This window comes from Streptomyces sp. CRN 30 (genome assembly GCF_034105845.1).
This window is the reverse complement of sequence record NZ_JAVRHI010000052.1, coordinates 1-14051: the sequence shown is the minus strand read 5'-3', so window position 1 is coordinate 14051 and position 14051 is coordinate 1. Positions and strand designations below refer to the sequence as shown.

Sequence of the window (14051 nt, the reverse complement as noted above, 5' to 3'; positions counted from 1 at the left end):
CGCGCACAGGCTGACCGACACCCGCCGGCCCTGCTCGCCGCGCAGGGTGCCGGCCGGCGCGCACAGCGTCGACGCCGGCTCCGGCGCGGCCCACACGGGCGGGACCAGGGAGAGGCCGAGCACGGCGGCACCGGCCAGGATCGTGACACTTCTCGGGCGGGTCGGCACAACGTCCTCCGGCGGTCGACCAGGACCGGCCGGACGCCGGTCGCCTCCGAGCACCATGCGCCGCCCCCGGCCCGCGCCGCCTGCTCCCACGCCGGACGGTCACCTGGAGGCAGGTACGGACGGGACGGAACGACTCCCCACCGGCGCACCCGGCGCCCGCCCACAGCGCCCGCCCGCCCCCGGCGCCTGCCGTTCACGGCGCCTGCCGCTCGTGGCGCCCGCCGCCCATGGCGTCCGGCGCCTGCCCACGGCGCCCGCCGCCTGCCGCACCCGGCGTCCGGCAGCCGCGTGAGCCGAGGGTCGGGATGTCTCGGCCCGGCTCCGCGCGCGGGGTCCGGTGCACCTGGCCGCCCTCCCCACGTACCCTCTCCCCGTGCCCGTCTCCCCGTCCCCGCACCGTGTCGCCGTCCTCGTGCTCGAAGGGGCCAAGCCGCTCGACGTCGGTATCCCGGCGCAGGTGTTCACGACCCGGGCGAGCATGCCGTACGAGGTGCGGGTCTGCGGGGCGGCACCCGGGCTCGTCACCGGCGGGGACGGACTCGCGTACCACGTCGGGCACGGCCTCGACGCGCTCACGTGGGCCGACATCGTCTTCGTCCCCGGCTACCGGCACCCGGACCGCGAGGACCCGCCGCGGCCGGTCGTCGACGCGCTGGTCGCCGCCCACGACCGGGGCGCACGGCTCGCCGCCATCTCGACCGGCGCCTTCGCGCTCGCCGCCACCGGCCTCCTCGACGGCCGGCGCGCCACCACGCACTGGCACTACACCCGCGCCCTCGCCGCCCGGCACCCCCACGTCCGGGTCGACGAGAACGTCCTCTTCGTCGACGAGGGCTCCGTGCTCACCTCCGCCGGCGCCGCCTCCGGCATCGACCTGTGCCTGCACATCCTCCGCGGCGACCTCGGCGTGGCCGCCTCCAACCACGCCGCCCGCCGTCTGGTCGCCGCCCCCTACCGCAGCGGCGGCCAGGCCCAGTACGTGCCGCGCAGCGTTCCCGAGCCGCTCGGCGAACGGTTCGCCGCCACCCGCGAATGGGCCCTGCGCCGGCTCGGCGAAGTCCTCACCCTCGACGTCCTGGCCCGGCAGGCCGAGGTCTCGCCGCGCACGTTCTCCCGGCGGTTCGTGGAGGAGACCGGCTGCACGCCGATGCAGTGGGTGATGCGCGCCCGGATCGACCTGGCCCGGGAACTGCTGGAGCGTTCCCAGCGCAGCGTCGAACAGATCGCCGCCGACGTCGGCCTCGGCACCGGCGCCAACCTCCGGCTGCACTTCCAGCGCATCCTCGGCACCACGCCGAGCGAGTACCGCCGGACCTTCACCCGGGGCGAGTGACCCGCCGGACCCACCGCGCGGAACGGCTGGCGAGATCCTTTCGAACCATGGCGATCACGTCACTGTCCGCACCACGGGCCGCGCGCGACGCTGTAGGGGCGTAGGGACGCGTCAACAGTGAGGAAACCGGCTCATGACCCGCATCGCCATCAACGGATTCGGCCGCATCGGACGCAACGTGCTGCGCGCGCTGCTGGAGCGCGACAGCACCCTGGACGTCGTCGCCGTCAACGACCTGACGGAGCCCGCGACGCTCGCCCGGCTGCTCGCCTTCGACAGCACGGCCGGCCGGCTCGGCCGCCCGGTCACCGTCGACGGGAACACCCTCGTCGTCGACGGCCGCCGCATCACCGTGCTCGCCGAGCGCGAACCGGCGCGGCTTCCGTGGGCCGAACTCGGCGTCGACATCGTGCTGGAGGCCACCGGCCGCTTCACCTCGGCTAAGGCCGCCCGCGCCCACCTCGACGCGGGCGCCAAGAAGGTCCTCGTCAGCGCGCCTTCGGACGGCGCCGACGTGACCCTCGCGTACGGCGTCAACACCGACGCCTACGACCCGGCCGCGCACACCGTCGTCTCGAACGCCTCCTGCACCACCAACGCGCTCGCGCCGCTGGCCAAGGTCCTCGACGACCTCGCCGGGATCGAGCACGGGTTCATGACGACGGTGCACGCCTACACGCAGGAGCAGAACCTCCAGGACGGCCCGCACCGCGACGCCCGCCGCGCCCGCGCCGCCGGCGTCAACATCGTGCCGACCACCACCGGTGCCGCCAAGGCGATCGGCCTGGTCCTGCCGAACCTCGACGGCAAGCTGTCGGGCGACTCGATCCGCGTGCCCGTGCCGGTGGGTTCGATCGTCGAGCTGAACACGACCGTCGCGCGGGACGTCACGCGCGACGACGTGCTGGCGGCGTACCGCGCCGCGGCGCAGGGCCCGCTCGCCGGTGTCCTGGAGTACTCGGAGGACCCGCTGGTGTCGTCGGACATCACCGGCAACCCCGCCTCGTCCGTCTTCGACTCGGCCCTCACCCGCGTCGACGGCCGCCACGTCAAGGTGGTCGCCTGGTACGACAACGAGTGGGGCTTCTCCAACCGGGTCATCGACACGCTGGAGTTCCTGGCCGCCGGCTGACCGCGGACCGGCCGGCGGTGCGTGTCCAGGGCGCCCGTGCCGGGTGTCAGGCGCCCGTGCCGGCTGTCAGGGGCCCGTGCCGGGTGTCAGGGCGGTGAGCGAGACCTCCGACTCGTCACCGCCCACCGGCACCTCGCCCGCCTTCCACGTCACCTTCAGGGAGTCCCGTTCGTCCGGCGGGGTGACGAGGATCGACGCCGGGTCGGCGGTGCGGGCCCCGCTGATCTCGGGGTTGGCGAACGACATCCCCGCCCAGGCGCTGCCGCCCGGCTTCAGCGTGACGGTCTCGGGCGAGGCCGCCTCGCGCGCCGGGTCCGGGCCGAGCTGCTTGCCGGACGCGTCGACGAACGCGGCGCCCGGGAAGCCGTACAGGGTGCACGTCCGCGACGAGGTGTTGGTCAGGACGACCGGGAAGTTGCGCTGCCCGGCGCCCGGGTCGACGCGCCCCACGGACGCCTTCAGCTCACCGGTGCGGCAGCGGCCGTCGGTGCGTCCCGAGGCGGAGGCGGACCCGGCCGTGTCGCTCGGCGCGGAGCCGGGGGCGGACTCCGGCGCGGAGCTCCGGCCGTCGCCCGGTCCGTCGCTCGACGCCGGGGGGCTCGCGGTGAGCGTGCCGGTCGAGGGCCCGCCGGCGGTGGCGCTCGTGGGGGAGCGGCCGGGGCCCGCCGTATCACTGTCGCCGCCGCAGGCGGACAGGGCGCCCAGCAGCGCGACCGCGCTCGCGAGCAGGGCCGTCCGGTGCGGGGGCCGGGACATGTTCGCCATCGCTGCCTCACACTCCTCGGGACCGCCGCGACCGGAGCCGGTCCGTCCGTACGTCCCTTCTGTCCGGATGTCCCGTCGCGGGGCCGGGGAAACCGGAGTTCACTCCTCGTCCAGCAGTCCCAGCTCCGCCCAGATCGTCTTGCCCTCGCCGGTGTGCCGGCTGCCCCAGCGCTGGGTGAGCTGGGCGACCAGCAGCAGACCCCGGCCGCCCTCGTCCCAGGTCTTGGCCCGGCGCAGGTGCGGCGCGGTGTGGCTGGTGTCGGAGACCTCGCAGATCAGCGTGGTCGCGTCATGGATCAGCCGGAGCCGGATGGGCGGCGCGCCGTAGCGGATGGCGTTGGTGACCAGCTCGCTCACCACCAGCTCCGCCGTGAAGGACGCCTCCGTCAGCTCCCACGCCGCCAGCTGGTCGAGGACCTGCTTGCGCACGGGCGCGACCAGCGCCGGATCGGGCGGGATGTCCCAGGTCGCGACCCGGGACGGGGGCAGGCCCCGGGCCCGCGCCAGCAGCAGCGCCACGTCGTCGGCGGCGCCGCCCGGCGGCAGCAGCGTCTCCAGCACCCGGTCGCAGGTCTCGTCCAGGGAGTCGGACGGGGCCGACAGCGCCTCGCACAGCAGCGCCCGCCCGGTGTCCACGTCCCGCTCCCGGGTCTCGACCAGACCGTCGGTGTAGAACGCCAGCACCGTGCCCTCGCGCAGCTCCAGCTCGGTGGACTCGAACGGCAGCCCGCCCAGGCCCAGCGGCGGCCCCGACGGCAGCTCGATCGGGCGGGGCGGCCCGTCCGGCGGGATCAGGACGGGCGGCGGATGACCGGCGCGGGCCAGGGTGCAGCGCCGGGAGACCGGGTCGTACACCGCGTACAGACAGGTGGCGCCGACCTCGCCGGTGCCGTCGCCGCCGGACTCGTCGGACAGCCGCAGGACCAGGTCGTCGAGGTGGGTCAGCAACTCGTCCGGGGCGAGGTCGATGTCGGCGAGGGTGCGCACCGCGGTCCGCAGCCGGCCCATGGTGGCCGAAGCCTGGATGCCGTGGCCGACGACGTCCCCGACGACCATGGCGACCCGCATCCCGGAGAGCGGGATGACGTCGAACCAGTCGCCGCCCACTCCGGCGCGCGCCGCCGGGAGGTAGCGGGAGGCGGCCTCCACGGCCGCCGTCGGCGGCAGGTGACGGGGGAGCAGGCTGCGCTGGAGGGTCAGCGTCGTCTCCCGCTCCCGGGAGTAGCGGCGGGCGTTGTCGATGCAGACCGCGGCGCGCGCCGTGACCTCCTCGGCCAGCAGCACGTCGTCGTGGGTGAAGGGCTCGGGGCGCCGGAAGCGGGTGAAGACCGCGACCCCGAGGGTGGTGCCGCGCGCCTGGAGCGGGACGGACATCGTGGAATGGATGCCGTACTCCTCGACCCGCCGGAAGCGGACCTCGTCCCAGGTGCGCCAGCGCTCGGTGTCCCCGGACGGCACCGCGGCGACGATCGCGCCGCCCGACGCCAGGGACTCGGCCTGCGGGGAGCCCGCCGGGTACTCGTCGACCTGCCCCGGCTTGGCGACCGCCTCGGGGGTGCCCGGAGTGATCGACCGGTGGGCGGCGCGGCGCAGGGTCACGGGCGGGGCGGGCGGGCCGGTGTGCTCCCCGCCGTGCTCCCACGGGTCGCGCAGGTCGACGCTGACGAAGTCGGCGAGGGCGGGGACGCAGACCTGGGCCAGCTCCTCGGCGGTGCGGGTCACGTCGAGCGTGGAGCCGATGCGGACGCTGGCCTCGTTGACGAGCTGGAGCCGGACCCGGGCGGCGTGCTGCTCGGTGAAGTCGTGGACGCTGACGCAGATGCCGCGCACCGCACCGTCCGGGCCGGTGAGCCGGGCGATGCGGGCGAGCCACGCGGAGGCGCGGTTCTCCCCGGCGACGCGCTGGAACGTCTCCACGTCCCGCTGCCGGCCGGTGGCGAGCACCTGCCGCATCAGCTCCTCGATCTCGGCGTACTCGGTCTGGCCGTCGATGTCGGTGAGCCGCAGGCCGCGCAGGCGGGCGGCGGGCAGCTCCATCAGCCGGGCCATGGCGGCGTTGGCGCCGTGCAGCCGCAGCCGCTCGTCGAAGACCAGCATGGCGCAGGGCGACTGGGCCAGCGCCAGAGCGGTCAGCGGATCGTCCGCCGGGCCGGGGCAGCCGCCCACCGGGGCGACCAGCAGCCAGCCGTCGGGACGGCCCTCCTCGGTGCGGCGGCGGTGCGCGAGCACCCACAGGGAGACCGTGTGCCCGTCGCGGTGGCGCAGCTCCAGGGTGCCGTGCCGGCGCTCCTCGTCGGGGCCCGGGGGAGCGGGCGGGCCGTGGCCGGAACCGGCCAGCAGACCGGCCGCGGGCCGGCCCACGACCTCCGCCGCGGAGCGGCCGAGCAACCGGCGCGCCCCCTCGTTCCACCGCTGGACCACGCCGGCGTCGTCGATGACGGCCCGGGCCGTGGCGGCATCGTCGTACGGGTTGACCGGGCTCATCGTCGCCACTCCATCGCGCACACTCACAGTGAACGGTGTGTCACTTGGGTTACAGCGTAGTGCGTCGGACAGGCCGCGCGGACCCGAACTCCGGCTGTACGCCACCGGGCGGGCGCACGGCGTGTTCGACCGGCGCGACGGGTGCGGTCCGTGCGGTGAAAGTGCGCCTCCGCCCCCTTGACGGACCCCTGCGACGCATCGACAGTTTCTGTTTGTTCACGATCACTTGTGAGTACTTCTGGGCCCTGATGAGGGAGAGCCATGACAGTCACACGCAGATCGGTCCTGATCGCCTCCGCGGCGGCCCCGGCGGCGGGGACGCTGCTGAGCGTCCCCGCGGCCGGAGCCGCCGAGGCCGCGGACGCCGCGGGAAGCGCCGCGGGCCGGCACACGGTGGCCCTCCGCGACGGCTGGCGTTTCACCCTGGCCGACCCCGTGGGCGCGGACGAGTCCGACGCGGACGCCGCCGACCCCGGCCACGACGACTCCGCCTGGCGCGAGGTCGCCGTCCCGCACGACTGGAGCATCGAGCAGACCCCCACCACCGAGTACGGCACCACCAGCGGCACCGGCTTCCTGCCGGGCGGCCTCGGCTGGTACCGCCTGGCGTTCACGCTCCCGGCCGCGTTCACGGGCAAGCGGATCTCGGTGGAGTTCGACGGCGTCTACATGGACGCGTACGTCTGGTGCAACGGCACCGAGGCGGGCCGCCACCCCTACGGCTACACCGGATTCGCGTTCGACCTCACCGGCCTCGTCCACACCGACGGCGTGACCGAGAACGTCCTCGCGGTCCGGGTCCGCAACCGGCTGCCGAGCAGCCGCTGGTACTCCGGCAGCGGCATCTACCGCGAGGCCCGGCTGGTCGTCACCGAGCCGGTGCACGTACAGCGCTGGGGCACGTACGTCACCACCCCCGAGGTGAGCGCCGGCACGGCCCTGGTACGGGTGGCGACGACCGTCGTCAACGCCTCCGGCGCCGCGCACGACGTCGAGGTCCGCTCCACGGTGCGGGACGGCGGCGGCCGGGTGGTCGCCCGCGCCGCCGGCACGGTCGCCGTCGGCGGCGGCGACGACCGCACCGAGACCCAGGAGCTGACCGTCGCCCGGCCCCGGCTCTGGGACTTCACCGACCCGCACCGCTACACCCTGCGCACCGAACTGCGCGTCGCCGGGCGGACCGTGGACACCTACGACACCGTCTTCGGCGTCCGCACCTCCCGGACCGACCCCGAGGAGGGGTTCCACCTCAACGGGGTCCCCGCCAAGCTCAAGGGTGTCGACCTCCACCACGACCTGGGCGCGCTCGGGGCCGCCGTCGGCGCCGACGCGGTCCGCCGCCAGCTGGAGATCATGAAGTCGATGGGCGTCAACGCCCTGCGCACCTCGCACAACCCGCCCGACCCGTCGGTGATCGAGGCGTGCGAGGAACTGGGCATCGTCATGCTGGTCGAGGCGTTCGACTGCTGGCGCACCGGCAAGAACCGCTGGGACTACGGCCGGTTCTTCGACGAGTGGTGCGAGAAGGACGCCACCGAGATGGTCCTCGCGGCCCGCAACTCGCCCGCCGTCGTGATGTGGTCCATCGGCAACGAGGTCCCCGACTCCACCTCCACCGCCGGTCTCGCCATGGCCGACCGGGTCATCGGCGCGATCCGCGCGGCGGACGACACCCGTCCGCTGGTCATCGGCTCGGACAAGTACCGCTCCCTGCCCGCGAAGGGATCGGCGGCCGACCTGATGCTGGCCAAGCTCGACGGGCTCGGCCTGAACTACAACACCGCCAAGTCGGTCGACGCGCTGCACGCCGCCTACCCCCACCTCTTCCTGTTCGAGTCCGAGTCCTCCTCGGAGACCTCCACCCGCTCCACCTACCAGGAGCCCGAACACCTCAACACCGGCGAGAACCACACCCCCGGCAGGCGCGCCACCTCCTCCTACGACAACAACCTCGCCTCCTGGACCATGAGCGGCGAGTACGGCCACAAGAAGGACCGGGACCGCAAGTGGTTCGCGGGACAGTTCCTCTGGTCGGGCATCGACTACATCGGCGAACCGACGCCGTACGACGTCTTCCCGGTCAAGGCGTCCTTCTTCGGCGCCGTCGACACCGCGGGCTTCCCCAAGGACATGTACCACCTGTTCCGCAGCCAGTGGACCGACGAGCCGATGGTCCACCTCCTGCCCATGACCTGGAACCACCGGGAGGGCGACACCGTCGAGGTGTGGGCCTACGCCAACGTCGCCACCGTGGAGCTGTTCCTGAACGGCCAATCCCTCGGTGTGCGGGAGTTCGACACCAAGAGGACCGTCGACGGCCGCGCCTACCTGGAGACCACCGAGGCCACCGGCGACGACAAGACCTTCACCGACGGCCCCTGGCCGGGCAGCTACACCAGCCCCAACGGCAGCGCGGGCAAACTCCATCTCGCCTGGAAGGTGCCCTACGAACCCGGGGAGCTGAAGGCGGTCGCCCGCCGGGACGGCAGGACCGTCGCCACCGACGTGCTGCGCACGGCGGGTGAGCCGTACGCGGTCCGGCTCACCCCCGACCGGAAGTCGCTCGCGGCGGACGGCCGTTCGCTGGTGTTCGTCACCGCCGACGTCGTCGACCGGCGCGGCACGGTGGTGCCCGGCGCCGAGCACCTGATCACCTTCGGCGTCGCGGGCGGCTCCCTGGCCGGGCTCGACAACGGCCGCCAGGAGAGCGCCGAGCGCTACCAGGCCACCACCCGCACCGCGTTCCACGGCAAGGCCCTCGCCATCGTCCGCTCCGGCACCCGGGCGGGTACGCTGACGGTCACCGCGCGCGCGGACGGCCTGCGCACCGGCACGGCGGCCGTACGGACCGAGCGCGCCGCCTCCCGCGCCACCACACCGGCGCCGGAGTTCCGGCCCGAGCACCCCGCGCCCGCCGGACTCCCGCACGCGGACGCCGGTTACTCGGGACGGCCCGACACCCTGCCCGCCGCCGTCCTCGACGGCGACCCCGCCACCGGCTGGTCCAACGGCTTCGTCAAGGCCGCCACCGCCCTGCTGCCCGCCTTCTCCGGCGCCCGCGCCGAGGACTGGATCTCCGTCGACCACGGCCGGATGCGCCGCTTCGACCGGGCCGAGGTCTCCTTCACCACCGACGCCACCCACAGCCTGCCCGCCGCGATCACGGCCGAGGTGTGGGACGGACGGGCGTGGCGGCCGGTGGAGAACGCCCGCACCGACTGGGCCACCGCCTCGGACACCCCCACGGCTCTCACCTTCGACCCGGTCCGCGGTTCGCGTCTCCGCCTCACCCTGACCAGCCGGTACCCCGGCGAGCCACGGGGCGCGATACGGATCAGCCGGCTGGAGACGCCGGCCGCCTGAGACGGTGCCCGGCGCACGCGGACGGTCGATCCGACCGCCGGGTTGTACGGTTTTCGGGACCTCAGGACGGGTCGTGTGCAGCGCGTCAGCACGGCCGCCGACGGCAGCCAGTCGCCGCGCGGCGGCAGCTCCGGAGCCCTCAGCGGTGACGGCCGCTACGCCGTCTTCCTCTCGGACTCGCCGGATCTGATCCCCGGGGAGACACACCCCAAGCAGTCGGCCTACCGGCGTGACATGCGGACGGGTGAACTCAGGTACGCCGGCAACGACATCGGCGGGAACAAGCAGTACGCGCGGAGCGTCACCGTCAGCGCGGACGGCCGGTACGTCGCGTTCACGTCGGGCACCGGCGTCCCGAGGCCGGGTGTGGGGACCGGCGTGCGGGACATGCGTACCGGGCGGCTGACGGTGGTTCCCGACGCCGCCGTCGCCGACGCCTCGGGCAAGGCCGCGCTCACCGGCCGGCCCGGCAGGCCGGGCTACGCCATACTCGGCGACCGCCCGCTCGACGCCCGCGCCCGCACCGTCGCCTTCTCCACCGCCGCCGAGAACATGGCCCGAGGCCCGTGCGGCGCGGGCGACGACGCCTACGCGCGCCGGCTCCGCTGAGGCGCGCGGCGCCATCCCGCCGACGGTCCGGACGGAATCCGCCCCGTCCGGACCGTTGACGGACTGTCATGCCTGCAACAAACATGGCTCCGACCGCATCTGGGAGCGCTCCCACGAGTTGAGTCCGACATCGGCGAGCGCCCACCCGCACCTCCCCCCGAGGAGCCCAGACGTGAACAGACGCAGAACCGTCCTCGTCGCCCTGACCGGCCTGCTGGCGGCGGCCGTCACCGCGCTGCCCGCGGGTCCCGCGGGCGCCGAGGAGACCGAGCAGGTCAGGAACGGCACCTTCGACGACGGCACCGCGCCCTGGTGGACCACCGGCAACATCACCGCGGCCGTGGACGACGGCCGCCTCTGCGCCGACGTTCCCGGCGGGACGGCCGATCGCTGGGACGTGATCATCGGCCAGAACGACATCCCCCTCGCCGCGGGGGAGACCTACCGGTTCTCCTTCAGCGCGAGCGGCACGCCCGGCGGACACGTCGTCCGGGCCGTCGTCGGCCTCGCGGTCGAGCCGTACGACGCCTACTACGAGGTGAGCCCGCAGCCGAGCGTCTCCGGCGACAGCTACGCCTACACCTTCACCGCGCCCGCCGGCACCGCGCAGGGACAGGTCGCCTTCCAGGTCGGGGGCGGCGCCGAGCCCTGGCGGTTCTGCGTGGACGACGTCTCCCTGCTGGGCGGCGCGGCCCCCGAGCCCTACGAGCCCGACACCGGACCCCGGGTGCGGGTCAACCAGGTCGCCTACCTGCCGTCCGGCCCGAAGAACGCCACCCTCGTCACCGACGCCACCACCGCGCTGCCCTGGCAGCTCAGGAGCGCCGCCGGGACCGTGGTCGCCGAGGGCAGCTCCGTGCCGCGCGGCGTCGACGCCTCCTCCGGGCAGAACGTCCACTCCATCGACTTCGGCCGGTACCGGAAGCGCGGCGAGGGGCTCACCCTGGTCGCCGACGGCGAGACCAGCCGCCCCTTCGACATCGGCACCGACGCCTACGAGCGGCTGCGCACCGACGCCGCGAAGTTCTACTACACCCAGCGCAGCGGTACCGCCATCAGCGACGACCTGCGTCCCGGCTACGGCCGCGCGGCCGGACACGTGGGCGTCGCGCCCAACCAGGGCGACACCGACGTCCCCTGCCGGCCGGGTGCCTGCGACCACCGTCTGGACGTCTCCGGCGGCTGGTACGACGCCGGCGACCACGGCAAGTACGTTGTCAACGGCGGCATCTCCGCCTGGGAGCTGCTGAGCACCTACGAGCGCGCGCTGCACGCCCGTACGGGCACCCCGTCGGCGTTCCGCGACGGCACGCTGGACATCCCCGAGAGCGGCAACAAGGTCCCCGACCTCCTCGACGAGGTCCGCTGGGAGCTGGACTTCCTGCTGAGGATGCAGGTGCCCGAGGGGCAGCCGCTGGCCGGCATGGCCCACCACAAGATCCACGACGAGCAGTGGACCGGGCTGCCGCTGCTGCCGAGCGCCGACCCGCAGAAGCGCGAACTGCACCCGCCGACCACCGCCGCCACCCTCAACCTCGCCGCCACCGCCGCCCAGGCCGCCCGGCTGTACGCCCCCTACGACCGCGCCTTCGCCGCCCGCGCCCTGAAGGCCGCGCGCACGGCCTGGGCGGCGGCGCTCGCCCACCCCGACGTGTACGCCGACGAGAACGACGGCATCGGCGGCGGCGCCTACCCCGACCGGGACGTCCGGGACGAGTTCTACTGGGCCGCCGCCGAGCTGTACCTGACCACCGGCGAGAAGGAGTTCAGGACGTACGTACTGGACTCCCCGGTGCACACCGCCGACATCTTCGGCCCGATCGGCTTCGACTGGGCCCGCACCGCCGCCGCGGCCCGCCTGGACCTGGCGACGGTCCCGAGCCGCCTCCCCGGCCGGGACGCCGTGCGCCGCTCCGTCGTCGAGGGCGCCGACCGCTATCTCGCCACGGTCGAGGCCCACCCGTACGGCATGCCGTACGCCCCCGACGGCAACGTCTACGACTGGGGCTCCAGCCACCAGATCCTCAACAACGCCGTCGTCCTCGCCACGGCGTACGACCTGACCGGCGCCGCCAGGTACCGCGACGGCGCGGTGCAGAGCATGGACTACATCCTCGGCCGCAACGCGCTGAACATCTCCTACGTCACCGGCTACGGCGAGGTGAACGCGCACAACCAGCACAGCCGCTGGTACGCCCGCCAGCTCGAACCGGCGCTGCCGAACCCGCCGGCCGGCACGCTCTCCGGCGGCCCGAACTCCAGCATCCAGGACCCGCTCGCCCAGGCGAAGCTCCAGGGCTGCGTCGGCCAGTTCTGCTACATCGACGACATACAGTCCTGGTCGACCAACGAACTCACCATCAACTGGAACGCCGCGCTGGCCCGTGTCGCCGCCTTCGTGGCGGACCAGGGCTGAACCACCCGCGCCGCCCCCCCGCGGTACCGCTTCGCCCCGGTGCTGACCAGGCGCTATTTACGAGTCAGTACCCGAGCGGTACCGTGGGGGCATGCCAGCCTTGAACGTGGAGTTCAGCGACCGCGAACTCGAGGACCTGCGCCAGATCGCCAAGGAGCGCGGTACGTCGATGAAGGCCCTCGTCCGTGAGGCCGCCGCCGCCGACATCAAGCGCCACCGGGCGCTCCAGGAGGGCGCGGAGACGTTCCGCAGCTTCTTCCGGTCGCACGCCGACGAGTTCGCGGCCGCCTTCCCCGACGACGAACCGCCCGCCGCGGGCACAGGACGGGCCGCCTAGCGCATGACCGCCTCCGTCATCCACATCGACGTGCCCTGGCTGCTCCAGCGCCACGAGGAAGTGCTGCCGGACCAGCCCACGGTCAACGACTTCTCCGCACTGGTCGCCGCCGTCGCCCGGCACCGGGTCGACCCGCCGCGCCTCGGGGTGGACTCCGACCCCGCCTGGCGGGCCGCCGCCCTGCTGCACACCCTCGCCGTGCTCAGACCCCTGCCGTCGGCCAACGCCCGCTTCGCCTGCGCGACGGCCGTGGCCTACATGTTCGTCAGCGGCGTCGGCATCGATCCGCCCTACGGCGCCCTGGTCGACCTCGCCCGCGACCTGATGTCCGGCAAGGCCGACGTCTACCGCGCGGCCGACCGGCTCCGCTCCTGGCAGATCTGACTTTTCTTCAACTCCCGCCAGTTCCCCAAGTGCCTTGTTGACCATCGGGAGTTCGTGCCAGAGTGATGCCTCCGTGCGGGGGGTACGGCCGGGTGGCGCACGCGCACCCATGGACCGGGTCCGCTTCGCCGTCGCTGAGCGCGCTCCCTGCTTCCTAGTCGCATACGCGTGGGAAGGATCTCTCTCAGTGCCCACCCCCCACCCCCCTCGTCCGCTCCGCCCACCCACCGGCGGGGACCCGGGGGAGTCCGACGACGTCCTCGCCGCCCGGCTGCGGGAACGTCCGGAGAGCGAGGCGGCCGCCGCCGCCGCGCTGCTCACCGCGCGGCACTGGCGGCCCGCGCACGACTACGCCGCCATCTGCCTCGCCACCTCGTCGGACATCGCCGCCATGGTCACCGCGGCCGCCTTCCGCAGGGTCCTGGACCGGCTCGCCCAGGGCGACCCGGCCGCGGCCCTGCGCCCGAGGCTCCTGGTGGCCGTGCGCGACACCGTCCGGCAGTGGTCCGCCGACGAACGGACCACCGGCGCCCTGCCGGAACTGCTCAAACCGGCGGGCGGCCGCGGCATGCGCGCCGCGAAGTCCCTCACCCCGGAGAACCGCACCCTGGCCGCCCGCGCCTTCGACTCCCTGCCGGTCACCGCCCGCTGCCTGCTCTGGCACACCGAGGTCGAGGCCGAACCCCTGAGTGTCCCGGCGGGCCTGCTCGGCCTGGACGCGGACACCGCCGCCGCGACGCTCGCGCAGGCGCGGGAGAAGTTCCGCGAGGCGTGCGTCCACGCCCACCAGCAGCTCGCGCCCTCCCCGGACTGCCGGTTCTACAACCGCCTCCTCGACGTCCCGATCCGGCGCGGCTCGACGCTCCTGCCGGACGTCCGCGACCACCTCGCCCAGTGCCGCCACTGCCGCAACGCCGCCGAGCAGCTCGGCCACTTCGAGACCGGCCTCGCGGGGCTGCTCGCCGAGGCCGTGCTCGGCTGGGGCGCCCGCCGCTACCTCGACTCCCGGCCCGGCCGCAGCGCGTCCTCCGCGCGCGCCGGGGACGGCACCGCGCGGCAC

At 74.2% G+C, this 14051-nt stretch carries 9 protein-coding genes and 1 pseudogene; 8 read left to right on the top strand and 2 right to left on the bottom strand.

Annotated elements, in window-relative coordinates; translation table 11 throughout:
* Positions 1-541: 541 nt before the first annotated feature.
* Both UW392_RS05180 and gap read left to right on the top strand, forming a co-directional pair.
* Complete coding sequence (locus UW392_RS05180) at positions 542-1501, top strand: GlxA family transcriptional regulator (protein WP_320773664.1); 960 nt, start codon at positions 542-544, stop codon at positions 1499-1501.
* 133 nt (positions 1502-1634) lie between these two features.
* On the top strand, positions 1635-2633 hold the full coding sequence (gene gap / locus UW392_RS05175) for a type I glyceraldehyde-3-phosphate dehydrogenase (protein ID WP_320773663.1): 999 nt from the start codon (positions 1635-1637) through the stop codon (positions 2631-2633).
* Positions 2634-2699: 66 nt separating this feature from the next.
* On the opposite strand, the gene UW392_RS05170 is transcribed toward gap, so the two are convergent.
* Positions 2700-3398, bottom strand: a complete 699-nt coding sequence (locus tag UW392_RS05170) for a DUF4232 domain-containing protein (protein WP_320773662.1) — start codon at positions 3396-3398, stop codon at positions 2700-2702.
* Positions 3399-3497: 99 nt separating this feature from the next.
* Positions 3498-5882 carry a SpoIIE family protein phosphatase gene (locus tag UW392_RS05165; RefSeq protein WP_320773661.1) on the bottom strand — a complete coding sequence of 795 codons (2385 nt, stop codon included), beginning with the start codon at positions 5880-5882 and terminating at the stop codon, positions 3498-3500.
* Positions 5883-6143: 261 nt separating this feature from the next.
* On the opposite strand from UW392_RS05165, the gene UW392_RS05160 reads away from it, so the two are divergent.
* The 6 genes and pseudogenes from UW392_RS05160 to UW392_RS05135 all read left to right on the top strand — a co-directional run.
* Positions 6144-9245 carry a glycoside hydrolase family 2 TIM barrel-domain containing protein gene (locus tag UW392_RS05160; RefSeq protein WP_320773660.1) on the top strand — a complete coding sequence of 1034 codons (3102 nt, stop codon included), beginning with the start codon at positions 6144-6146 and terminating at the stop codon, positions 9243-9245.
* Positions 9246-9320: 75 nt separating this feature from the next.
* Positions 9321-9854 carry a hypothetical protein gene (locus tag UW392_RS05155; protein ID WP_320773659.1) on the top strand — a complete coding sequence of 178 codons (534 nt, stop codon included), beginning with the start codon at positions 9321-9323 and terminating at the stop codon, positions 9852-9854.
* A gap of 172 nt (positions 9855-10026) precedes the next feature.
* Positions 10027-12270 (top strand): glycoside hydrolase family 9 protein, encoded by a 2244-nt coding sequence (locus tag UW392_RS05150; RefSeq protein WP_320773658.1) that lies wholly within the window; start codon positions 10027-10029, stop codon positions 12268-12270.
* A 91-nt stretch (positions 12271-12361) separates the two neighbouring features.
* On the top strand, positions 12362-12607 hold the full coding sequence (locus UW392_RS05145; protein ID WP_320773657.1) for a hypothetical protein: 246 nt from the start codon (positions 12362-12364) through the stop codon (positions 12605-12607).
* A 3-nt stretch (positions 12608-12610) separates the two neighbouring features.
* A complete protein-coding gene (locus UW392_RS05140; RefSeq protein ID WP_320773656.1) occupies positions 12611-12991 on the top strand; it encodes a toxin Doc in 381 nt (126 codons plus the stop codon).
* A gap of 187 nt (positions 12992-13178) precedes the next feature.
* Positions 13179-14051: pseudogene (locus UW392_RS05135) on the top strand (hydrolase); the annotation flags it as partial.